Origin of the sequence: Campylobacter sp. 19-13652 (assembly GCF_019702925.1) — a bacterium.
Classification (GTDB): domain Bacteria; phylum Campylobacterota; class Campylobacteria; order Campylobacterales; family Campylobacteraceae; genus Campylobacter_A.
On the sequence record NZ_AP024713.1, the window covers coordinates 1,079,004 to 1,102,161 of the forward strand.

Annotated in this window: 22 protein-coding genes and 7 tRNA genes; 14 read left to right on the forward strand and 15 right to left on the reverse strand. The window is 37.3% G+C overall.

Annotated elements, in window-relative coordinates:
• Window positions 1-12 precede the first annotated feature (12 nt).
• From purS to LBC_RS05250, 4 genes are read left to right on the forward strand one after another with little or no spacing between them, the layout of a single operon-like run.
• A complete protein-coding gene (purS, locus tag LBC_RS05235) occupies window positions 13-249 on the forward strand; it encodes a phosphoribosylformylglycinamidine synthase subunit PurS (protein ID WP_221253208.1) in 237 nt (78 codons plus the stop codon).
• A complete protein-coding gene (gene purQ, locus LBC_RS05240; protein WP_221253210.1) occupies window positions 246-911 on the forward strand; it encodes a phosphoribosylformylglycinamidine synthase subunit PurQ in 666 nt (221 codons plus the stop codon). Before purS ends, purQ begins: the two co-directional genes overlap by 4 nt.
• Complete coding sequence (locus LBC_RS05245) at window positions 905-2,155, forward strand: SH3 domain-containing protein (RefSeq protein ID WP_221253212.1); 1,251 nt, start codon at window positions 905-907, stop codon at window positions 2,153-2,155. Before purQ ends, LBC_RS05245 begins: the two co-directional genes overlap by 7 nt.
• Entirely contained in the window at window positions 2,136-2,816 is a 681-nt protein-coding gene (locus LBC_RS05250; protein WP_221253213.1) for a 1-acyl-sn-glycerol-3-phosphate acyltransferase, read from the forward strand. Before LBC_RS05245 ends, LBC_RS05250 begins: the two co-directional genes overlap by 20 nt.
• 104 nt (window positions 2,817-2,920) lie before the next feature.
• On the opposite strand, the gene LBC_RS05255 is transcribed toward LBC_RS05250, so the two are convergent.
• Window positions 2,921-3,136 (reverse strand): YdcH family protein, encoded by a 216-nt coding sequence (locus tag LBC_RS05255; protein WP_221253214.1) that lies wholly within the window; start codon window positions 3,134-3,136, stop codon window positions 2,921-2,923.
• Window positions 3,137-3,337: 201 nt separating this feature from the next.
• On the opposite strand from LBC_RS05255, the gene LBC_RS05260 reads away from it, so the two are divergent.
• Both LBC_RS05260 and LBC_RS05265 read left to right on the forward strand, forming a co-directional pair.
• Window positions 3,338-4,147 (forward strand): hypothetical protein, encoded by an 810-nt coding sequence (locus tag LBC_RS05260; RefSeq protein WP_221253215.1) that lies wholly within the window; start codon window positions 3,338-3,340, stop codon window positions 4,145-4,147.
• On the forward strand, window positions 4,131-5,474 hold the full coding sequence (locus tag LBC_RS05265) for a hypothetical protein (protein WP_221253216.1): 1,344 nt from the start codon (window positions 4,131-4,133) through the stop codon (window positions 5,472-5,474). The genes LBC_RS05260 and LBC_RS05265 overlap by 17 nt, the downstream gene beginning before the upstream one ends.
• A 154-nt stretch (window positions 5,475-5,628) precedes the next feature.
• On the opposite strand, the gene rpmB is transcribed toward LBC_RS05265, so the two are convergent.
• Window positions 5,629-5,820: a 50S ribosomal protein L28 gene (gene rpmB / locus LBC_RS05270; RefSeq protein ID WP_221253217.1), complete on the reverse strand. Its 192-nt coding sequence runs from the start codon at window positions 5,818-5,820 to the stop codon at window positions 5,629-5,631.
• 153 nt (window positions 5,821-5,973) lie between these two features.
• On the opposite strand from rpmB, the gene rpe reads away from it, so the two are divergent.
• From rpe to LBC_RS05285, 3 genes are all read left to right on the forward strand, one after another.
• Entirely contained in the window at window positions 5,974-6,621 is a 648-nt protein-coding gene (gene rpe, locus LBC_RS05275) for a ribulose-phosphate 3-epimerase (protein WP_221253218.1), read from the forward strand.
• Window positions 6,618-7,412 carry a 3'-5' exonuclease gene (locus LBC_RS05280; RefSeq protein ID WP_221253225.1) on the forward strand — a complete coding sequence of 265 codons (795 nt, stop codon included), beginning with the start codon at window positions 6,618-6,620 and terminating at the stop codon, window positions 7,410-7,412. Before rpe ends, LBC_RS05280 begins: the two co-directional genes overlap by 4 nt.
• Window positions 7,413-7,914: 502 nt before the next feature.
• Window positions 7,915-8,406, forward strand: a complete 492-nt coding sequence (locus LBC_RS05285; RefSeq protein WP_221253226.1) for a hypothetical protein — start codon at window positions 7,915-7,917, stop codon at window positions 8,404-8,406.
• Here LBC_RS05285 and LBC_RS05290 read toward each other — a convergent pair.
• The 4 genes from LBC_RS05290 to rsmH are packed head-to-tail and all read right to left on the reverse strand — an operon-like array spanning window position 8,391 to window position 12,898.
• Window positions 8,391-10,352 carry an FUSC family protein gene (locus LBC_RS05290; RefSeq protein ID WP_221253228.1) on the reverse strand — a complete coding sequence of 654 codons (1,962 nt, stop codon included), beginning with the start codon at window positions 10,350-10,352 and terminating at the stop codon, window positions 8,391-8,393. The genes LBC_RS05285 and LBC_RS05290 overlap by 16 nt on opposite strands.
• Window positions 10,339-11,478 carry a DNA recombination protein RmuC gene (locus LBC_RS05295; RefSeq protein ID WP_221253230.1) on the reverse strand — a complete coding sequence of 380 codons (1,140 nt, stop codon included), beginning with the start codon at window positions 11,476-11,478 and terminating at the stop codon, window positions 10,339-10,341. Before LBC_RS05295 ends, LBC_RS05290 begins: the two co-directional genes overlap by 14 nt.
• Window positions 11,475-11,960, reverse strand: coding sequence for a hypothetical protein (locus tag LBC_RS05300; RefSeq protein ID WP_221253234.1), 486 nt, complete (start codon window positions 11,958-11,960; stop codon window positions 11,475-11,477). Before LBC_RS05300 ends, LBC_RS05295 begins: the two co-directional genes overlap by 4 nt.
• Window positions 11,961-11,965: 5 nt before the next feature.
• Complete coding sequence (gene rsmH / locus LBC_RS05305) at window positions 11,966-12,898, reverse strand: 16S rRNA (cytosine(1402)-N(4))-methyltransferase RsmH (RefSeq protein ID WP_221253244.1); 933 nt, start codon at window positions 12,896-12,898, stop codon at window positions 11,966-11,968.
• Window positions 12,899-13,112: 214 nt separating this feature from the next.
• Here rsmH and LBC_RS05310 point away from each other — a divergent pair, with 214 nt between their 5' ends.
• From LBC_RS05310 to ftsZ, 3 genes are read left to right on the forward strand one after another with little or no spacing between them, the layout of a single operon-like run.
• Entirely contained in the window at window positions 13,113-14,567 is a 1,455-nt protein-coding gene (locus LBC_RS05310; protein ID WP_221253245.1) for a peptidylprolyl isomerase, read from the forward strand.
• A gap of 5 nt (window positions 14,568-14,572) precedes the next feature.
• Window positions 14,573-15,967 carry a cell division protein FtsA gene (gene ftsA, locus LBC_RS05315; RefSeq protein WP_221253247.1) on the forward strand — a complete coding sequence of 465 codons (1,395 nt, stop codon included), beginning with the start codon at window positions 14,573-14,575 and terminating at the stop codon, window positions 15,965-15,967.
• A 9-nt stretch (window positions 15,968-15,976) separates the two neighbouring features.
• Window positions 15,977-17,113: a cell division protein FtsZ gene (ftsZ, locus tag LBC_RS05320; RefSeq protein ID WP_221253250.1), complete on the forward strand. Its 1,137-nt coding sequence runs from the start codon at window positions 15,977-15,979 to the stop codon at window positions 17,111-17,113.
• 1,663 nt (window positions 17,114-18,776) lie between these two features.
• Here the strand turns inward: ftsZ and LBC_RS05325 are convergent.
• The 8 genes from LBC_RS05325 to LBC_RS05360 all read right to left on the reverse strand — a co-directional run bounded on the left by LBC_RS05325 (window position 18,777) and on the right by LBC_RS05360 (window position 19,978).
• Entirely contained in the window at window positions 18,777-19,229 is a 453-nt protein-coding gene (locus LBC_RS05325) for a DUF937 domain-containing protein (protein ID WP_221253252.1), read from the reverse strand.
• Window positions 19,230-19,253: 24 nt separating this feature from the next.
• A tRNA-Asp gene (locus LBC_RS05330) sits at window positions 19,254-19,330 on the reverse strand.
• A 114-nt stretch (window positions 19,331-19,444) separates the two neighbouring features.
• Window positions 19,445-19,520 (reverse strand) — tRNA-Val (locus tag LBC_RS05335).
• Between the two features lie 7 nt (window positions 19,521-19,527).
• Window positions 19,528-19,603: transfer RNA gene (locus LBC_RS05340), tRNA-Glu, on the reverse strand.
• A 16-nt stretch (window positions 19,604-19,619) separates the two neighbouring features.
• Window positions 19,620-19,695, reverse strand: a tRNA-Lys gene (locus LBC_RS05345).
• A 6-nt stretch (window positions 19,696-19,701) separates the two neighbouring features.
• A tRNA-Asp gene (locus tag LBC_RS05350) sits at window positions 19,702-19,778 on the reverse strand.
• A 45-nt stretch (window positions 19,779-19,823) separates the two neighbouring features.
• Window positions 19,824-19,899, reverse strand: a tRNA-Val gene (locus LBC_RS05355).
• Window positions 19,900-19,902: 3 nt separating this feature from the next.
• A tRNA-Lys gene (locus tag LBC_RS05360) sits at window positions 19,903-19,978 on the reverse strand.
• 197 nt (window positions 19,979-20,175) lie between these two features.
• Between LBC_RS05360 and LBC_RS05365 the strand changes: the two genes are divergently transcribed.
• Both LBC_RS05365 and LBC_RS05370 read left to right on the forward strand, forming a co-directional pair.
• Window positions 20,176-21,279, forward strand: coding sequence for a GGDEF domain-containing protein (locus LBC_RS05365; RefSeq protein WP_221253271.1), 1,104 nt, complete (start codon window positions 20,176-20,178; stop codon window positions 21,277-21,279).
• Window positions 21,280-21,360: 81 nt separating this feature from the next.
• Window positions 21,361-22,059, forward strand: a complete 699-nt coding sequence (locus LBC_RS05370) for a transcriptional regulator (protein WP_221253272.1) — start codon at window positions 21,361-21,363, stop codon at window positions 22,057-22,059.
• A 142-nt stretch (window positions 22,060-22,201) separates the two neighbouring features.
• Here the strand turns inward: LBC_RS05370 and lpxD are convergent, their stop codons facing one another.
• Window positions 22,202-23,158 carry a UDP-3-O-(3-hydroxymyristoyl)glucosamine N-acyltransferase gene (lpxD, locus tag LBC_RS05375; protein WP_221254969.1) on the reverse strand — a complete coding sequence of 319 codons (957 nt, stop codon included), beginning with the start codon at window positions 23,156-23,158 and terminating at the stop codon, window positions 22,202-22,204.

The following is a 23,158-nucleotide window of genomic DNA, read 5'->3' on the forward strand; positions in this document are numbered from 1 at the left end:
AAAAGGAAAAAAATGAAAGCTATCATAAATATCTCGCTAAAACAAGGCGTGCTAGACCCTATAGCAAAGACAACCGAACAAGCACTTCAAGCGCTTGGCTTTGATAGTGTCAAAGGGGTAAAAATGAAAAAACAAATAGTCCTAGAATTAGACGCCGCAGACAAAGACGCAGCAAGAATCCTGTGTGAAAAGATGTGCGAGGAGCTTTTAGCAAATCCTGTAATAGAAGAGTATGAGATAGTCTTATGAAGGTAGTTATAATAAATTTCCCTGGCACAAACTGCGAAAGAGATACGGCTTATGCCTTTGAGTTATTAGGAGCAAAATGCGAAATAATATGGCACACTAATAGCTTTGCAAACGCTGATTTAGTCGTACTTCCTGGCGGCTTTAGCTACGGAGATTATCTGCGTACTGGAGCAATAGCAAAGCTGAGTCCAGCCATGAAATCGCTGTTTTTACATGTAAAAAAAGGTGGATATGTGCTTGGAATTTGCAACGGATTTCAGATACTTTGCGAAGCTGGTCTACTACCAGGCGCACTACATAGAAACAGTGGACTTGATTTTATCTCTAAAATGCACTTTTTAAAAGTCGCATCAAATGATAATAAATTCCTGCAAAACTGCGAAATATCAGAGGTTCTAAATATACCCATAGCTCATGGTGAAGGCAATTATTACATAGATGAAAATGGGCTTGATAAATTAAAGCAAAACAATCAAATTTTACTAACCTACTGCGACAAAGACGGCAACAATCTAAACCCAAACGGCTCAATAGAAGCAATCGCTGGCATATGCGATACAAATAAGAGGGTATTTGGGCTTATGCCGCACCCAGAAAGAGCTTGCCAGAAAGTGTTAGGCAGTGATGATGGGGTTAAAATGCTTAAGGGATTCTTATGCTAAAAAAGCTTTTGGTGCTAATTTTAATAAACGCCTTATACGAAGTCGTGCTTGCACAAGATATTTTTGACATAATAGCAGAAAGTCCAGCTGCAAGCGCAAAACAGCAGCCAAAAATAGGACAAGAGATAACAGAAGTAATACGCGGAAGCGACTTAAAATTTGCCCCAACCGATGAAGTAAATGTCCCAGATGAGCAGCTTTACGAGCACTTAAAAGCCCCTGAACTGAAGCTAAAAGTATCAGGTATGCCTGAGTCTGTTTATGTTGGGCAGGTCTTTAGCATGAAAATCACAGCCGACACTCAAAGTGATTTAAGTCTCAAATTTGAAACAAGCATAGAGGGGCAGAGCCTATCTTGGCTAAACCACAAAGGCGTAAAATGGGCGCATATAGGCAATGGTCTTTACTCAAGCACCCTGTACTTTCAAGCAAATTCAAGTAGCCTAAAAAGCTTTGCACTTAAGTTAAAAGTCTTAGCAAATCAAGACACATTCCAGCAAAAAACAATAAACGTATTTTTGCCACAAATTAAGGCTGTCGATTTTGAGCAAACCAGATATAGCCATATTGTAGCAGACGACCTACAAGCCAGCTCTTTTAGATTAAAAAAATTTGATGATGAGCATAATATAATAATGATTGAGCTTAAAGGCTCTAATGTAAATTTAAGAAACTTTCACATAGACAATCCAGATATAATAAGACAAGATATAGATACTGTAGTCGGAGATTTTAACAAACAAAGTGCTTATTATTTTGCTGTTATAAAAAGCGGGATTAAAAACTTCTCATTTACCTATTATAATCTAAAGCAAAATAGAATCAAAATAATCGAAAAAATGGGGCTTAAGCTAGAAAATGATGAGGTAAGCACACAAGTTGGACTAAATCCGCAAGAGGGATATTTTGAATTTTACAAAAACACCATAATTTTTGCACTTGCGGCGCTATTTTTAGTGCTATCAATATGGAAAAAAAGGCTCATTTATATAGTTGGATTAATATTTTTTATATTTTTGGGCGCTTATGTTTATAATCCATTAAATATCGTTGTACTAAAGGCAGATACGCAGGTAAGAATACTACCTATATCCTCATCAACTGCATTTTATGAGCAAACTGGCAGGGTGCAAAAAGGTGTAAAAATACTAGATTCTGCTGGTGATTATTACAAAATTAAATTTAACAAAGACGGGATCAGTCAGGTAGGTTGGGTAAAAAGAGATGATGTTACGAAAAATTAAGGCGCTATTTTTTTCTATTGAGTTTATCATATCCATAATCAGCGTAGTTATCTTTATGTTTTGCTTTCGAAAATCAATACATAAAATAAGGCAGATTTGGGCTAAAACTCAGAGATTTTTTGGAGGATACAGCCTAAAAGTAGAGGGCAAGCTCGATGAAAGCGCAAATATGGTCATACTAAATCACGCAAGTATGCTTGATATTGTAATAATGGAGGAAATAAGCCCAAAAAATCTCTGCTGGGTCGCCAAAAAAGAGATAGGAGAGATACCAATAATAGGGCAAATCCTCAAAATTCCAAAAATGATCCCTCTTGAGAGGTCAAACCCTCGCGCTGTGGTAAAAATGCTAAAAGAGGCAAAGGAGCGTGTAAGCGAAGGGCGAGTTATAGCCATATTTCCAGAAGGCACTAGAACAGACGGTATAACAATTGGCAAATTTAAAAATGGTGCAAAAATGCTAGCCGATAAGCTTGATTTAAATGTACAACCAGTGTTGCTTGTAGGCACAAACATCATGGATTCAAAGCGCTTTAGCTTTGGTAGTGGGGAGATAAAAGTAATATTCTTACCTATTGTTGACACCACTGATGAAAACTGGCTACAAAATACCAAAGAGATGATGCAAGCAAGGCTTGATTTAGAATTAAGCAAAAAATAGGCTTTTTGCAGTAAGCTAGACGTTAAATTTATTATCCCAATTTAAAAAATGCAAGAATAAAACTAGATGTTAACCCACATATAAATGTGGGTTTTATTTGGGGATTAAGCTTCGTGTTCTTTTTTATATTTTAGTATCATAGAATAAATTTCATCTTTTACTAAAAGCTTCTCTTTTTTAAGCTTCTCAAGCTCCATATCAGATAGCGCAGCACCATTTTCTATGGCGTCATCTAGTGAGTTATGCTTCTCCCAAAGAGCTGCAAAATGGTTGTTTTCATTTTTTAAAGCTTTTATTTCTTCTCTGTATTCGTGTAGCATTTTTATCCTTTCAAATGATGTAGTATTTATTAATTTTCTCTAAAAATTCCTAAATAATTGCTGAATTAAATACAAATAGCATATTTATAGATAAATTTTAAATGGTAATTAAAGAAAAATAAATATAATATCATGATTTTTAATAATGATAATATGCTCTATTAAATAAATTTAAAAGTAGGTCTAATATGGTGGAAAATAATGCTTAAGCAAGAGTCCTTACAACAAAAAGCACTCCACATAATCTCACAGTTGCCAAAGCCAGACAGTAGCGCAAAAGAGTGCGAAAGCGTGCTAATGCAAGGAAACTTAAGCGCAGCCATAGCAAAGATAAAGCAAGATACAGAGCTTTCAAAATTTATATCCTCCATAAATTCAATCCACAAAAAGCTAAAAAATACGCCTCTTTTATCTAAGCAAGGCAAGCTTGATGAGTATGGAAATAGAGTGATGCTAGACGCTATTAGGCTTTATTACGTATATAGCGCAGCCCCAAAGCAGTGGAAGCTTTTAAAGCTAAATCCAATAAATTTCAGGCTATTTATATGCTATTTTTTGTTTGATTTTTATGATATTAAAACCCCAGATAAAAATAATCAAATTTTTGTATTTTTACCGCTTATGCTAGGGATTTGCGAAGCTGTACTTAAGGATATACTAATAGACCCTTGTGCGCTTACATATATGACAAATTTAAGCTACAACAAGCTCCTTAAAGCCACAGCTAAAGTAAATGGCTTTGAGCTTCTTTATGAGACACTAAAAATTTGGGATATGGACGCTCAAATATTAGAGCAAGCCCAAAAGCTATCAGAGTGTGCAAATAAAGGTAAAAACGAAATGCATGCCGATTTTATGCTATCAAAAATGCTCTTTGGGTTTGAGTTTAGTCGAGAAATTTTTAGCACTACAAATTTAAGATACATATTTGATTTTGATGATGAGCTAAATTTGGGCGAAGTAGAAAAAATAAAAGAAAAACTGGGCGAGGCAAATGAGGATACACTATAAGGGCGCATTGACTATTTTAAGACCTTTTGGCTTTTTAAAAAACAAAAGCATAAAGATAGGCGAAACAGAGATAAATACCATACTAGCTAGACAATGCGAATGCGTTTTGGTTTCACTTAGAGACGTCATCTATTTTGACAAACAGTGGCTAATGCAAACAGTAACAATGCTACAAGACATAGCCGCACGCACTGGGCTTAGCGTAGGGATTTGCGATTACACTACATACAAGCATCAAATCATACTCAAAAATCTGGGCGTAATAGTCGCATTTTCGCTATTTGAAAGCCACAAGGAAGCGGCTTTGTTTTTTGGTAGGGTAAGTAGCGCAAAACTTGCCAAAGAGGTACTTTTATTTAACAACAATGTCCAAAAGAGAGAGCTTATACAAAGAAGACTTGCTGATAGAGGATATGAGTGCGTGGTGTGTAAAAACTTTCGTGAATTTATCCAAAAAAGGAGCGAATATAAATACGCAGTAGGTAGCTGGACTACACTAAATATCGCAAAAAAGATAATAGAGACATTTAACCATGATGATATAATAGTCTACAAAATAAGCGGACTTATAGATTCTGAGTTTAACTTAGAATTTGACATGGAATACCATAAAAGCCTAATGGCATCTGGATTTAAATTTTTCGCCCTTATTGTGGATGCAGCAAGCATTACAAATATACTCGGTGCAAATTTTTTGGTATCATTAGCAAAAATAAGCGCAACCAGAGGGGCAAGCCTAGCCATATGTGGAATCAATAAAAGCTCAGTACCAGCAGGTATTATCTCATTATTGCAAGAGGCTGAGATACTGCTTTTTAATAGCTTTAATGATTTTATAAAGTACAACGAAAACTCATACCCTACAGGAAAAACATACGAAAGCGGACAAACGGGAATTACAAAACTGATAGTCGAATACCTCCCAAATATCATAGAAATAAACCTAAATACACTAAGCGTGGTGTCAAATTTGATAGTCTGTCGAGGCGATGTAGGGCTTAGAAGCTATGATATATACGAAGGCTACATATGTGGCTCAATAGCCTTTTATGGAGCTATAAATTTTAAAATAATGCTCTCTTTGCCACCAAGTATAGCCAGCATAATTAAAGATAGATTTAATGATGAGATGGAGGATTCTATCGTAGAGTTTATGAATGTCATAGGGCTTAATATATTAAAATATTTTTTAAGTATGGGTGTGGATATAAAATCATCTATGCCAAAAGTCTTTATCCTTCAAAAAGAGGTAGATACAGGTAGTACTGGAGCTTGCGTTGATTTAGAAGTTGGTGGAGAAAAGGCTCTTTTATTCATAGCTAGATAAATTTAATCAGCAGATGATAAAAATAATGGCTTAAAAATTTTAAAGCTATCTGTGGATTTAAAAATAAAATTATAAAGAAATTCAGGACTCTTTAAATCATAAAAAGCAAAGAGGCGCACAAAAAGTACGCCAAAGCATAATTATAAAGACTAAATTATTTTGACTCTTTTTTCATGGTGCGTAATGTAGAGGCGGCTACACGAATTTTTTGAGTGGTGCCGTCTTCTAGCATTACTCTAATTGTTCTTAGATTTGGCATAAATCTTCGCTTAGTCTTGTTGTTAGCGTGGCTTACGTTGTGTCCGACCATTGGACCCTTGCCAGTTACCATACATCTTTTTGCCATTTTGCTGTCCTTTTACAAAAATTTTAGCTTGGATTTTACCTAAAAAAAGCAAAATATTAACTTAAATTTAAAGATTTTATATTTTATCAAAGCTTAGTAATGTTAAAATATGTGCCAAAATTATTTATAAATTACGCTCGGAGCAGGTAATCAATGTATGTAGCACCCAGTATTTTATCGGCTGATTTTGGTAGGCTAAATGAAGAAATAGCGGCTATTTGCGACTCTGGCGCAGATCTCATACACGTAGATGTGATGGATGGACACTTTGTACCAAATTTAACTATAGGTCCGCTAGTCGTGGAGGCTGTAGCCAAAGTCGCTACAAAGCCACTTGATATACATCTAATGGTGGAAAATATACCATTTTTCGTGGATCTGTTTTTGAAATTTAATCCAAAATTTATAACCTTTCACATAGAGGAAGAAAAGCACCCTCTACGTCTCATACAATACATAAGAGATAAGGGCATAAGCCCCGGCATAGTGCTAAATCCTCACACTCCAGTATCCACTCTAGAACATATAATCACAGAGGTTGATATGGTGCTGCTAATGAGCGTAAATCCGGGCTTTGGCGGACAAAAATTTATGCCTGTAGTATACGAAAAAATCCGCGCCCTACGAGAGCTAATAGAGCGCAAAAATGCTAAATGCTTAATAGAAGTAGATGGCGGAGTAAACGGATTAAACGCTCCAGAGCTTGACGAAGCTGGCGCAGACGTGCTAGTCGCAGGCAATTATATATTCTCCTCAAGCTCATATGAGGAGGCCATACGTGCGCTAAAGATGCAGTTTTGAAGCAAAAGCTAGAAAATTTTTTAAATATCATAGCTCACTCAAGCCTAACATGGCAAGAGCTAATCAGCAAGGCCGAACATATAGGTGAGATCTCCGATTTTATCAACATTAGAGATCTGTGTGAGTGGCAGGGGCTTGGACTTGAGATAGCTAAAGACAGTAGTGGGCGCTACGAGCTAGCCACTAGAAAAAGAGCCATAAGCGAGCAAATTTTTTGCGTGGTAGATATAGAGACTACAGGTAGCATAAAAAGCGGACAAATCATAGAAGTAGGAGCCGTAAGAATACAAAATGGCAAAATACTTGATACATTTGAAAGCTTTGCCTTTGCCGCGAGTGTGCCTGATGAAATTACAGAGCTAACTGGCATTACAAGCACAGATTTAGTCGACGCACCACCGCTTGCAACCGTTATGGAAAGATTTAAAATTTATCTAAACTCCGCAGTCTTTGTTGCGCATAACGTAAATTTTGACTTTACATTTATCTCACAAACCCTCACAAACCTTGGCTATCCAGAGCTTTTAAACCGCAAAATCTGCACTATAGACCTAGCTAGGCGAACGATACCAAGCCATAGATATGGGCTTGAGACGCTAAAGCAGATTTTAGGCGTGCAAAACACCCATCATCGCGCACTTAGCGACGCGATAGCTGCCACGCAGATTTTTACGCACTGCCTAAATGCACTGCCTTTTAGTATTCAAAGTGTGGAGGATTTGATAGACTTTAGCAAAAAAGCTCCTATGATCCGCCAAAAGATAAAAGAACCACACCTTCTTGTGCAATAAAACTCAGCTTAGAGGCTTTTATTAAAGCTGCGGAATTTAAAAAGATATGATTTGGCACCAATAAGCCCCATAAACACAGAGGCTTTGGCTTTTACGATGAGCTTTAAATGAAAAAACGTTAGATAGCCTTGGTGTGGTTGTGAGTAAATTTAAATGTTGACCACGATTTATAAAGGGAATAAATTTATCCAGCCAAATAAGATTGCAAAGGCTTTATTGCACCAAAACGGTGTTTAGCTTGCTTTTAGTCTTTTATGCTTGCAGCTTTATAGCAAGTCTATACCAAGCTAAACGCTGATTTTAGCACATCTTTAACCCTTGCCTCATCAAATTTAAGACGATAATACGCATTAAATTTGGCTTTGCCACTCTTAAGCAGGTGTCTTTTATAGTTGGCAAAAGTAATAAATAAGGCTTTAAATTTAAACTCTAGCAAAAATCGATACATTCTATTTAATATAAAATAAATAAATTTGATATAATAACGCAAAAAGGACAGAGCATGAAGGACAAAATCCTAAAACATATCTTTATAATATCAAAACAGCCAATACTTTTTCGTGATTTACTTGAGGCAAACTGCCTTTATAACGAGGGTATGCTAGTAGATGGAGCAAAGCTTAATTTCCGCTTTAACCACTACAAAACCTATCAAATTTATGGGATATTTTGCGTACTAATACTCCTGCCGCTACTTATTTTGACGCATTACGGACTAAGTAAAATCGACCCACATATCTCTATATTTTCAACCGTACTTGTAACATCCTTTGTCTTTATTGGATTTGATCTGTTTAAAGTCTGGGCTAGAAAAGAGATAAGTAAAATACAGATAAAAAAGGCGTGGACTGTGCATTTTCCATACTTTGCATACGAAAAATACTCAAGCAAGGTAGAGGAGATTTATAACGAAGCAATAAAGCACGACATACCCAAAAAAGAGCTAGAACAATATGTCCTATCAAGGCTTTTAGACGCTCAAAGGAGCGAATAAATTTCATTTTGTAGATTTAAGACGCGAGTTATTAGATAGTTTAGCTTTGCGTCATCTGCGCTTAAGATTTTCTCATTTGCCTCTTTGACAAAATAATAAGGTAGCGAGTTTAGCTTTTTGCTCATCATCTCAAATCTACGCTCAAGCATAGCTAAATCGCTATCTATCGCAGCCTGTCTTTGCTCCCTATCCCTTAGGGCTTTTATGTAATTTCTAAGGCTAATTAGATCCGTATTAATAAATTCCAAAAGCCTAGCTATCTGCCTAGCCTTGTCATTTTTGCTCACCAACGCAGCACTTCTAAGAGCAAGAAGCGCACTTAAAATCCTCTGCTCGCTTGGCACAAAAGAGCCTTTTTTATGTCCTATCAGAGTATCATCAAAAAATCCTATAAAGCTATCAAGGGCTGTTTTTACCTTCACTTTAAGATCCTCGCTATCCTTTGGCAGAGTAAAAAGCGAAACCACATAAACCACCACAAATCCCAAAAATACATCAAAGAGCCTATGTAGCATAAGCGTCATAAAATCGTCTTTTATAAAATAAAAAATGGTACAAAACTCAAACATAAATGCCATAGCAAAGGCAAATTGTGAGTAGTTTTTAAGATAATAAACCAAAAACATTCCAAAAGCTGCCAACACATACATAACAGGCAGACTGCCAAACAGGCTAATAGCTCCCATAGCCAGCCCAAACCCCAAAAGTCCGCCCATTATGTTATCCCTGCCAGCTGCTTTTAGAGTGTAGCGATTTGTGCGATTTAAACTAAAAACCGCAACCGCTATCCAAACGCCGTGATCTAGCTTAGTAACCTGCGAAATAAAAATTGCGATACTAACACAAAAAGCAAAACGAAGCGCAGCTAAAGTCTTTGCGTCATGCAAGCTTATACCCAAAAACCACTGCTTAAGACTGATTTGATTTTGCCCTTTTAGTGAAATTTTATCCTCACCGCCCTCTTTTATTAAATTTACATGTGAATAAAGCACCTCAAGCGCACTTGCAAGTATGCTAAATCGGCTCTGTTTTACAGCATTTAATGCGCTATCTTTTAGCCTAGGACTTTTGCCCTCAAGCAGACGGCTTAGCTCACGTAGATTATGGAATATCTCCCAGCGTACAGACGAGAGAAGCTGCTTGTCTGGGATATTTAAAAAAAGCCCCCTAATCGATATAAGCGAATAATAAATCTCCTCCATTTTATACAGGTAAAATACCGCTCTAGCGTGGTTTCTAATAAGCCTAGCGTCTTTTAAATTTATACTATCATTTTTAAACATCGCTTTTAGTGAGTTTATGTGAGATATGGTTTTATCGCTAGCACTGTTAAACTCCCTCTGGCTTGATTTTAGTGCGCGAGTCATATCACAAGCGTCATTTATCATAGTCTGCATACTTCTAAAAACAAATGCGCCATATCTATTAAATCTACCAAATTTAATACTAACCGAAACTCCCCAGCCTACCCAAAGACCAGCCACAGCTCGCCAAACATCAAGTATTCCGCTCTCATAGGCTATAAACCCGACAAATCCAGTTGTGCTAACAACGAGCAAGATTTTATTTAAATTTACATTATAAGCCACGCTGTAACTAACAAAAAATATCCAGATAAAAACAGGCAAAAATAGCCAGTGCCTAAGCGCCATAAAATAATGCACCATAGGCAAAAAGCAGCTTGAAAGCACAAGATAAAGCGCCAAAAAGCCAAGCTTGTGCCTATCTGTGGTATCAAGGTCGCCTAAGAAAAATATCCCCATCGTGATATTTAACGCAAATATCGCCCCACTCATGCCAAGTCCGCACACAAACGCAAGTGTAGCGGCTAGCGCCATGGCAACGGTGGCTTTAAGCGCATAAATAAGGTAAAATCTAGCTGGGTCGTACTTTGCTAAAGATAAGGCAGCGCGAGAAAATAAAGCGCCAGGGCTAATCCCTCTCATTGCCGCCCTCGATAGCCCTAAAACGTGTCAAAAGCACCTGTGAGCGCGCGTCAAGTACACTTAAATCATTAATAGCCTTTTTAAGCGCCTTTGCAAGGCTTACCCTAGCACTCTCATATTCACTAAAATCCTGCGCTAGCTTTGAAATTTCAGCCTTTACCTCATTTGCATGCTTTGCCAAAGAAACATCTCTTACAAGCAGCTTAAGCGAGTAAATAAGAGGCATAAGAGTGCTAGCTGAAGCAATAAATACGCCTCGCTCAAGCGCATACTCAAGCAGCCCGGCACTCTCACTAATACGCAAAAACACCGCCTGGGCTGGCACAAACATCACTGCATACTCAAGCGTCTGCGGCGGCATGATATAGCGCGATGATATGTCTAGGATATGCTTTTTGACGTCTTTTTCAAATTCTTTTGTGGCAGATTTTAAAGTCGCCTCATCATCAGCATCGACCATACGACGGTAGTTTTCAAGCGGAAACTTCGCATCTATGCAAACAATCTCATCATGCGCTAACTTTAAAACGCAGTCTGCAATCCTGCCATTATCAAGCCTATGCTGAAGCTCATATAAATTTGACGCTGCACCAAAGCCCACGCTAAGCACTCTCTCAAGCTCAAACTCACCAAAGTTTCCTCTAAGTTTTTGCGAGCTAAAGATACGACTAAACTCATCTATACTATCACGCAAATCCCCCAAATGCTCGATACTAGCGACCTTTTCTCTGACTGCCTTAAAGCCATCGTCTATGTTTTTTAAACTATCTTGCAAAAGCTGCTGAGTGTTTTGCTGAGATTTGCTTAGACTTGAGTTTAGCAGGTAAAAGCGGTCTATTAAGGTATCAGATAACGCAAGCGCCGACTCTGCGCTACTAGCCTTTATCTCACCCAAAGCCCGCTCGGTCTGCCCTGCTCTAGCCTCACTTAGACTTCTAAGTAGCTCAAGCTGCCCTGCTCTACTCTCCCCAGAAGCCCTAATGGCCTCTATCTGCGCACTGATTGCGCCTTGCCACTGCCTAAGATCCGCCTCACGCCGCCTAGTACTAAAAAAGGCATACACAAAGGCTAAAAAAATCAAAAATGCCACCCCAGAAAAGCCCCATATTATCGCTACTTCGCTCATCTTTGCTCCACCATTGGTAAAATTTGCTGCTTGTAGCTTATCTCCTCTATTTTTGAGTTTAGTAGGCTCTTTTCCTCCAAAAGCACATCTTTTTTACTATTTAGCTGGCTTACCTCTTTACTTAGGTAATAAATTTGATTTGAAATATAAACCTTTGGTAGCAAAACCACAAGAGCTATAAAAATCACCAAAAATACCAAAAGAAGCTGATAAAAACTGATATTCTCCTCCGATTCGTCAGCTTGGTTTAAAAGCTCTATTTTTTCATCGGTGCTATCTTTTGGCTTAGTATTTTTAGAGCTATCATCGGGTCTTAAATTTAAAGCCTTTTTTGGTTTTAAAGCTTGAGTTTTGTTTTGGATTTTTTGCGATTTTATTGGTGCTTTTTCGTGATTATTTATTCTAGCTAATATCTCCATGGCACTTTTGTCTAAATTTGGCTTTTTAATGCCACTTTTAGCCACTTTTTGCACATTGTTCATTTACTTTACCTTATTTTAAATACACGTAATTTTGCGCTCTTGCTTCGTGAGTTTAATCTAATCTCATCTTGGCTAGCAGTGAGCGGCTTTTTGGTTATTATCTCACCTAGACTGTGGTTTTTACCGCATTCGCACCGCATTAGCTCGCTAGGACATACGCAATCTCTAGCCCAGCTTTTAAAAGCCTCTTTTACCATTCTATCCTCAAGCGAGTGAAAGCTAATAATAGCCACCAAGCAATTGCTTAAAAGCCCATCTTTCGCGCGTTCTTGTATGGCTTTAAGGAGCCTTCTTAGCTCTCCTAGCTCGTCATTTACCTCTATTCTAAGCGCTTGAAACACTAAAGTAGGCACACTTACAGACCTGCCAAACACCCTAAACTCACTTAAAATATCCCTAAGCTGTTTTGCGCTTGTTATAGGGGATTTTAGCCGTTCTTGCACTATCTTTTGGGCGATTTTTGAAGCATTTGTAAGCTCGCCGTAATCCCTAAAAATTCGCTCAAGCTCCTCTTTTGAGTAATCCGCTACAATATCTGCTGCACTCACGCCATTACAAGCATCCATTCGCATATCCAAACTATCAGAATTTAGCGAAAATCCGCGCTCATTTTTATCAAGCTGAAGCGAACTCACCCCAATATCTGCCAAAATCCCCCTTATTTTGCGAGTTTCACCATCCAAAATATGCGAAAAAACCTCAGAAAATGGACTTTTTACAATCCTAGCTCTATCTTTAAATTTCAAAAGCCTCTGCGAACTAAAGCAAATAGCCTCATCATCTCTATCACAAGCAATTAAATCTACACTATCATTTTGCTCAAGCAAGGCAGACGAATGCCCAGCATAGCCCAAAGTACAATCAAGCAAAAGTCCTGTACTTTGTTCAAACACCGATAAAACTTCTTTGAGTAAGACTGGAATATGTGGCGAGTTCAACTACTATCCTGTAAATTTTTAAACCAATAGTATTATAAATTTGATAAAAGCTTAATAAAATACTTTTAAACCACGCTAACAAACTCACTAACAAAAATACATAAAATTTTTAGTAATTTTAAAAAATTCGCCATAAATTCGGCTATTTTTAACCTTGATTAAGCGTTATTAAGGTAAAATCGCAATACTGTTTTAAAATCTTTAAGGAAAAAGTATGATAACTTGGATGCAAAAGCATAAAAAATACCTTGTGGTTACGATATGGATAAGCACTATAGCCTTTGTTGGAGCTGGATTTGTCGGCTGGGGTGCGTATGATTTTAACAAAGGCAGAGCTACCTCGCTAGCAAGCGTAGGCAAGACAAACATAAGCATTCAAGATGTGCAAGAAAAATACTCACAAATTTATAGCTACTACAACGGCATTATGGGCGGTAAACTCGATAAAGAAACCGCTGATAAGATGAATTTGGAAAGCATAGCAATAAATGCAGCAATTGAAGATGCACTACTTATTAATTTTGCAAGCGATTTGGGCTTAGTGGCGAGTGATGAGGATGTGTTAAACCAGATTATAAATGATCAAAATTTTTCACAGAATGGAAAATTTAATAAAGAAATTTATCTAAACGCCCTAAAAAATGCCCACATAGAACCAAAAGAGTACGAAAATAGCCTAAAAAAGGCCATCCTAATAAACAAGCTAAGAAATGCCATATCACTTGGAACCAACGCTAAAGATTTGGAATTATTTAATGGTGCATTTTTCAGCAAAGATAAAGTGGCTCTAAAAATAATAAGTCTAAATAAAGACATGATAAAAATCGATGAAGCCGAATTAAAAGAGCTATGGCAAAAAAATAAAGACCTATACAAATCCCAAACATCATACACTTTAAATTTCATAGAAGTACCTGTGGTACAAGACAGTAGCGACGAAGCTGGCTTGAGACTATACTATGACGAACATATGTCAAATTATAAGTCATCTGATGATAAATTGCTCGATTTTGAAGCCGCAAAAGAAGCTGTAATAAAGGACTATAGCATAGACAAAACCCGCCAAGAGGCGCTAAAAAAATATCTCTCCATAAAAAAAGGGGAGATAACACCTGAAAAAACAATGACACTAACACAACAAAACGCTCCTTTTGAAATAAGTGAAATCACAAAAGCAAAGGTAGGAGAAAGTATAAAACCGATACTAAACGGCGATAAATTCATGGTTGCAAAAATAACAAAAATAACTCCGCCACAACCACTAAGCTATCAAGAAGCAAAGCCTGAGGTAGAAAAAATATACATAAAAGAAAAACTAGCAAGCGAGCTAAAAAAACAAGCAGAACAGGCGATAAATTCGATACCTAAAGACAATGCTATCTGGCTTAGCAGGGATTATGAAGCAAATATAAATGGACTAAGCAAGATAGAAATATCAAATTTTATAACAGAGCTTTTTAACTCAACTAACAAAAAAGGCTATGTAATATTAGGCGAAAAAGCTGTAGTTTATGATATTTTGGAACAAAAATTGCTTACTAACGTTAGCGAAAAGTACAAAACGTTAGTGGAGCAAAATGCCAAAACTCTTAAAAATAACGAGCTTTTCAAAGATCTTATAGCGCAGTTAAGAAAGCGTTATAAAGTAGAAGAATATTTACAAAGGTAACTCTCTTGAACGGTAGAATTTTAGGCATAGATATAGGCTCTTTTAAGATAACCGCCATAATAGCAGAGCGCACAGACTCAGGGCTAAATGTCATAGGCGTTGGCACACAAAAAGCACAGGGTGTAAAAAAGGGCGTAATTAACAACATAGAACTAGCTGCAAAATCTATAAAAGAGGCTCTAACAAGTGCGCAGAGAGTAGCTGGGACGGAATTTGAACAGGTTATAGTTTCGATATCTGGGGCATACACAAAAAGCATAGAAAGCAGTGGATATGTCAACATACCAGAGCATGATATAAATTTATCCGAGATTAGGCGTGCTATGCAAATGGCAGATGAAGCAGCAAATATCCCTGCAGGATATGAAAAAATCCACATATTGCCATATAGCTTTAAAGTCGACAATCAAGCAGACATAGAAGACCCACTTGGCATGAACGGAGCTAGACTTGAGGTGCTAACGCATATCATAATAGCTGAAAAATCCCCTATATTAAATTTAAGAAAAGCCGTAAGTCTAGCAGGCGTGGAGATAGATAATCTAGTGCTCTCAGGATACGCTTCAGCAATAGCCACACTAACAGACGATGAAAAAGAGCTAGGGGCTGCGGTAGTTGACATGGGTGGAGAGACTTGTAATGTGGTAATCCACTCTGGAAATTCGCTAAGATACAATGACTTTTTAGAAGTTGGCTCAAATACGATAACCTACGACCTATCTAGGATGCTACACACCCCGGTACCACAAGCTGAGGAGATAAAGCTAAATTATAGTAGCTACATATCAAAGTCCTTAGACGTAGTAGACGTAGCTAAAATAGGCGAGGATAAAATAGAGCAAATATCACTAAAAGTAATCCTAGATATAATCTATGCTAGGATTCATGAAACCGTAGCCGTACTAGCCAAAAGCCTAGCAAATAGCGGACGAGAGGAGCTAGCTGGTGCAGGCATCGTAATCACTGGCGGAATGACAAAACTAGACGGCATTAGACGCATAGCCTCAGCCATATTTGACAAGCCAGTAAGAATAGCCAGACCAAAACCCGTGGGCGGACTTTATGAGATGATAAACGACCCAGCCTATTCTTGCGCTGTTGGGCTTTGTATGTATGGAGCTGGTGGTTTTACGCAGTATGAGTTTGACTCAGAAAAAAACATGAGATACAAGGGTGAAGTACTAAAAACAAAGCAAAAAAGCTTTAAAAGCCTACTAGAGCCTGAAATTTCAAAAAACCAGACAGAACCTAGCTATACTGTAATAGAGGAGCTAACAGCAAATATAAGCAGCGAGCGAGACGATCTATCTGAAATAGCTACCATAAACAAAGAAAGCACAAGTTTTGGGCTTGGTGGCTGGTTTAAAAATATCTGGAATAAAATAACACAACTATTTTAAGGGGAGAAAATGAATGCGTATGAAGTAGAAGAAGCAAGAAGTGCTTATGGTGCAAAAATAAAAGTCATCGGCGTAGGTGGAGGTGGAGGCAACATGCTAAATCACATGATAGCTGAATATGCGCCCACAAATATAGATCTAATAGTAGCAAATACAGACTTGCAAGCTCTAGATAGATCTCTAGCTCACACAAAAATTCAAATCGGTGAAAAAAAGACAAAAGGGCTTGGTGCTGGTATGAAGCCAGAGACAGGTAGAGAAGCAGCACAAGAAAGCTATGAGGAGCTTAAAAGCGTACTGGAGGACTCGGATATAGTATTTATTGCCACTGGATTAGGTGGTGGTACTGGTACTGGAGCGTCTCCAGTGGTAGCTCAAGCAGCCAAAGAGATGGGTGCTATAACAGTCGCCGTAGTCACCATGCCTTTTAACTTTGAAGGCAATAAAAGGCGAAAGCTAGCAGATTTAGGTCTTAGCGAGCTACGCAAAGAAAGCGACTCCATAGTTGTCATACCAAACGAGAAGCTACTTGATATAATAGATAGAAAAGCTGGCATAAAAGAGAGCTTTAAGATGGTAGATAATGTCCTATCAAGAGCAGTAAATGGCATGTGTACTGTTATTCTTGACTCTGGAAAAAGCGACATAAATATAGACTTTGCTGACGTAAAAACTGTGATGGAGCATAGAGGCATGGCACTAATGGGAATGGGTGTGGCAACAGGCGATGAAAGCGCGCAAGAAGCGACAAAAAATGCCATACAATCCCCACTTTTAAACAACATATCAATAGATGGCGCACTTGGTATCATAATCCACTTTAAAATGCACCCAGACTGCCCACTAAGCGACATTGACGAGGCTCTTACCATGGTTAGAACCGCAGCTGATGAGGACGCAGACATCATCTTTGGTACAACCACAGATGAAAATATGACAGACAATAAAGTAGAGGTAACAATCATTGCAACTGGTTTTAAAACCCCAGATGATGCAAAAGAGCCAGCACCAGCACCTATTAACAACGCAAAGACAAACGATCCACTTGGAGATTGGATGAACAACATAAAACAACTAAAGGTAAGCGGATTAGATGACTACGCAGACCCAGATAAACACCCATATGAAAAAATGCGCCTAGACTAAATTATCTGTCTAGCCCATCCCCTTTTCAACTAGCCCAACTTTGGGCTAGTTGATTTAAATTTGTTTTTAATCTTAAATAAATTAGCCTTTTTAGACAATACTAGCACTTTACAAAGTTTTAATAAAAAGCCCTAGCCAGATATAAGTGACTTATTTATCACTCATATCACAAAGTAATATACTTACCAGCACCTAGTTACTTCGTTGCACCTAGACCAAACGGATTTGCGCCACTAAGTGGGACAGAAAGCTAAGCTTCTTTAAAAACTGTGGCTACGTATCATTTTAAAGAAGCTTCCCTTTCGCTTAGGGCGAACAAGTCTAGAAATAGGACTTGCCAAGACTGTATCCTAAGAACAATCCCTGGATTTTTACTCCGAGTTTTGCGAAACACCAAAATAATACCAACATTGAAGGATACTAACGGCAATGCTAAGAAGCCACTAGCAAGAATTAGCAGCGTTAAATTTTCGGTTTAAAATTTACAATTAAACACTGTCTTTAAAAGAGCCAAAAAATAAATTTGCTTTCATACCATTTATACTAGATAAAATAGCTTAACTAAAACACTTTATTTCAAAAAAGAAAATTTATAATATATAAATACTGGATTTTAATTCCTTAGCAGTATCGCCATAAAACTACAATAGCTATCAACTAAAATCATAAAACGCAATCATATAGAAAAAACAATACTTATAGCAAAAATCAGCAAATACAAACCTAAGCTAAAGATTAATTTTGCCGCATATGCTTATTATAAATTTATACTATTCATAAACGTAAAATCCGTCAATCATAAGCCACCCCCACCTCCTCAAACTCTATCGTTTACCGTATCAGCCTTGCAATCATCAAAATACCCAATTGCACAAAGCACGCCATTAGTGCATAATACCTTTAAGTAGCCATAATTGCTCCTATTTTTGCATTTTTCACATATTTTTTCACCTATTTTCCAAAGATTTAGCCATGCTAGAAGCGCAGCATTTATACTAACCTTAGGTCTTATGTCTATTTCATTTCACATAATTCGTGAGAATATTTTACCCAATAGCGCAGTAGTTGCCTTGCTTAGATCAATTTTTACTTCTATCCTTATAAAAATTAGCAAGCACCAACTAGCCTCATATCGTAGTATTTTTAGCAGTATCTTTTATCTAACTTGTCTGGGTAATAAACCCAGCGCTTTTAACAATGCAACCATATACCTCACTCTATCTAGTAGCCTTATCTTTAAATAAATGGTTAAAAAATAGCCAGTTTTATTTATAAAGCTATTTGGATTTTCTCTCGCACCACTTAGTCGGCATGCCTCAAAAATAGCAAGTAAAAGTGGCAATGCACACAAAAGGCGTAATCTTAAAGACGTTGTCTATAAAATTACAAAAGCATAAAGCTGCATTAGCGCAAAGCTCTATCTTAAAATTTCTTATATATAATCTTAAATGTATAAAATAGAACCAAATGGATAACCTTTAAGGATAATCTTACTTTCCATATTATCCTTAAGCTTAAATTCTAGACATTCAAAATTAAATAAAGTATGCTTATTGAGTATGTCTTTTAATAAAAATAAAAAGACCAAAAGACAGTAATTTGAGATAGATGTTTTTAAATTTGAAAATTTTAAAGCACAGATGATACTCTATGCTTTATTTTATTATTTTTTTGAAAAGAAACTACTAGCAACGTCCAAAATAGAGCTAGCCACACCGTTTTTTGATAAATTTTCTAAGCCAAGCATAGAGCTTATCGCATCTGCTCCACCTTGTTTATTTAAAAATCCACTAATAGCAGAGGCTATCATAGGCATCATATCATTGACGCTACTTTTTTCTACATCTGTCTCGCTGGCTACTTTGGAGACTATTTCATCTGCGTCATCGTGATCTAATAAGCTCAAAAGTTTATTACCGCTATCTTGATTTGATATAAGAGATATAATTTCACTTGCACCGCCATTCTTAAGGCTATCTGTAATTTTACCCAAAAATAAAGGTGCGACAAAAGAGACAATTTGGCTAATTTTAGATAGATCTAGCCCTGTCTTAGTAGATATTTGTTCTAACAAATTATTGCACAAATCTGATTTTAAAAACGCTTGTAAATCCATCGCGTCCTCTATATATTGAAGTAGTGGCGCAGCGGACGGGGCTCGAACCCGCGACCTCCGCCGTGACAGGGCGGCATTCTAACCAACTGAACTACCGCTGCACCTAAAAAATATAGCCCTGCTTATCTAAAAAGCAAGAAAGTTTTAGAAAATCAATAAACCCAGTTATAAGAACCGAGCGTAAAAAAGGCTTTATTTTTAAAAGCCAAATCTAATGGTGGTCGCTATAAGACTCGAACTTATGACATCCACCTTGTAAGGGTGGCGCTCTACCAACTGAGCTAAGCGACCATAGCTCTGGCGACCCCTAGAGGATTTGAACCTCTGTTACTTCGCAGAGAACGAAGTGTCCTGAGCCACTAGACGAAAGGGTCTAAACCCTACAAAAAATGGTGTCCTGTGTTGGATTCGAACCAACGGCCCCCTCATTAAAAGTGAGATGCTCTACCGGCTGAGCTAACAAGACGCAAAGTGGCGCAGCGGACGGGGCTCGAACCCGCGACCTCCGCCGTGACAGGGCGGCATTCTAACCAACTGAACTACCGCTGCACCTAAAAATAAAGAATTAAATTTAAAAAATAAGCTTAAATTTAATGGTGGTCGCTATAAGACTCGAACTTATGACATCCACCTTGTAAGGGTGGCGCTCTACCAACTGAGCTAAGCGACCTAGTGGTGTCCTGTGTTGGATTCGAACCAACGGCCCCCTCATTAAAAGTGAGATGCTCTACCGGCTGAGCTAACAAGACACTCAAAAAATGAAGTGTGATTATACAAAAAACGAAACCTTTTGTCAAGGCATTTTTGAAAATTTATTAAATTTTTAGAAAGCAGTGAATAAATTTAAAGTAAACTTATGATATTATTCTTAAATTATATTTTTTTAATTTATTTTAATATTATTTAAAGTAAAATGGCTAAGTTTTAAACCACACTGGGGATAAAAATGATAAATATAAAAGAAAAAAAGCCAGTTTTTATGTGGGGTAAAGAGTTTGAAACCGATATTTCTAGAATAGACACGGAGCATAGATATCTGATAGAGATAATAAATAAAATAGGAGATCTGCTCTCAAGCTCATCAATAGACACAGTAAAGATAAATGATATCTTTAAGGATCTACTTGATTATACAAAATATCACTTTAGCAACGAAGAGATGCTCGCAAAAGAATATGGTGTAGATCAAAGACACATGGCACTACACAAAAACGAGCATAGAAATTTTATACAGAAAATAACAGAGCTTTATAGCGCATTAAATCCTGAAAATATTAAATTTGAAGCAAAAGAACTGCTTGATTTTTTGGTGCATTGGCTTACATTTCATATACTCGGAATGGATAAAAACCTAGCCTCTCAAATGAAACTAATAAAATCTGGAAAAACACCTCAAGAAGCATTTGACGCGGTAAATAACAGCCAAAGTGAGCAAGTAGATACCCTTGTAAAATCTTTTAACAATATCTTTGACATACTTATAAAATATAACGAGGAGCTTTTAGGGCTTAAAACCTCGCTAGAACAAAAGGTAAAAGAGCGCACAGCGGAGCTTGAAGTAGCAAATGAAAAGCTAAGACAAATAGCTCTAAATGACGAACTTACAAAGCTTGCAAATAGGCGCAGCACTATGAATGAGCTTGATAGATACATAGACAAATTTAACAAAAATGGAGATATTTTTTCTATTATTATGCTTGATTTAAACGACTTTAAAAGAATAAACGACACACTAGGACATGATGCTGGAGATAGGCTTTTAATCAAGATAGCTCAAGCCATAAAAGATGGAGTACGCACAGATGATATAGCTTGCAGACTAGGAGGAGATGAGTTTATAATAATATGCCCAAACACAGATAAAGATGGCGCCAAAAACGTAGCCGGCAAAATACTACAGAGTATAAACGAGATAAAAGTACAGCTACCTAATCAAATCTGGCACGCAAACTCAAGCATAGGCATAGCAACAATAAGCAATGAATTAAGTGATAAAATGGAGATACTAAAAGCAGCAGACGCAAAAATGTATAAAAATAAGCAGTCTTAAAATATAATAATTATCAAATAATGTAATGTAAAGTTTAATTAAATATTTTATGCTAAAATTTACCAAAAATATGGACGGTAAATGAATAGCAAACAAATACAAGAATACAAGCAACTAGCACTTTTTCTAAGCAGTACTTTAGGTGATAGCTACGAGATAGTATTACACGATGTTATAGGACAAACATCAAACATAATAGCCATACATAACCCCTTATCAAAGCGTTCTGAATATTCAGCGCAGGCTGAATTTATAAAAGATATAATAGAAAAAAAAGAGTATAAAAACAACACCGATAAAAGCGGCTTTAAAATACAGGCAAAAGACGGAAAGACGCTATATGGGGCGACATTTTTTATAAAAGATGACGACAAACTCGTAGGGTTATTATGCATAAACCATGATAAAAGCGAATATGAAAATATAGCAAATGCCATAATAAAGCTAGGCGGGATAAACATGGCTTTACAAGACAATATAAGCCCTCAAATAACAAATGCAAAAACCACAAGTAGCAACATAGCCGATAATCTAACCAAAGAAATATCCGCCGTAGTATCGGAAATAGTCGGCATAGATATAATAAATTCAAACTTAATGCCTACCGTAGAACAGAAAAAAGAGATAATAGCTAAGCTTTATAAAAATGGAATTTTTAACATCAAAGGCGCAATAAGCGAGGTAGCAAAAATACTAAAAATAAGCGAGCCAAGCGTCTATCGATACATGAGTGAGATAAAAAATACCGGAAGGCAAGAGGGGCTAATGTACTACATATAAGCCCACACTTGCATTTAATTATTTAGAATAAAAGTAAAATGTCTAGTTTAAATTTAAACTGAGCATAAATTTAAATCCACCTATAAACTTGCAAAAATCTTAAATTTAAAACCTATCTGCCAAATAAGCAGATAGACTCAAACTATTTTAACTTTTTAAAAAATCTTAAAATCTTTGCCTGAAGCTTATAATACTCCTCAAAAGGCACAGCAGGTAAGCCTGCATATTTGCGCCCCCCTTCTAAGCTTTTACTCACCCCAGCCCTCGCAGCTATCTGCGCAAAATCCCCTATTTTCAGGTGTCCACCACTACCACTTTGTCCACCCATGACGACATTTCGCCCTAGCACGCTAGAACCAGCAAGCCCGACTTGCGACACGATGATACACCCCTGCCCTAGCTCGCAGTTATGCCCTATTTGCACGAGATTATCTATCTTTGTGTAGGCTTTTATAATGGTGCTTTCAAACACACCCCTATCAATAGTAGTGCAAGCTCCGACCTCCACAAAATCCTCAAGCACAACATTTCCATTATGATAAATTTTTACATGCTTACCGTCTGGAGTGTGAGCGTAGCCAAAGCCATCGCTACCGATGACACAGTTTGCTAGCAAATGGCAACCATCTCCTATAACGCAGTCGTTGTAAATCACGACATTTGGGTGTATGAGGCAGTCATTACCTATTTTGACATTATCTCCTATATAAGCACCAGCCATTACCACGCTACCCTCACCTATGCTGACATTTGAGCCTAAATGCACGTTTGGCATGATTTTTGCACTTTTTGCAATATCACAAGGCAAGGCAGGCTCAGCAAAGAGAGGTTTTGCGTATTTCTGGCTTAAAACAGCAAAGGCTAGATGCGGGCTTGGCACTATTAGCTTAACGCAGCCCTCTGGCACGCTTAGAGCTAAAGCCTCACTTACTAAAATAGCGCCTGCATTAGTCTGCCTTAAAAGCTCCTCGTTTTTTTCGCCATCACAGTAGCTTAGCTCACTTTTAGTGGCGTTTTTTAGGGAGTTAATAGAATCTATCCAAATATCACTTCCATTAAATTTAATGCCGAGTAGTTCGGCTATTTCGCTTAGTTTCAT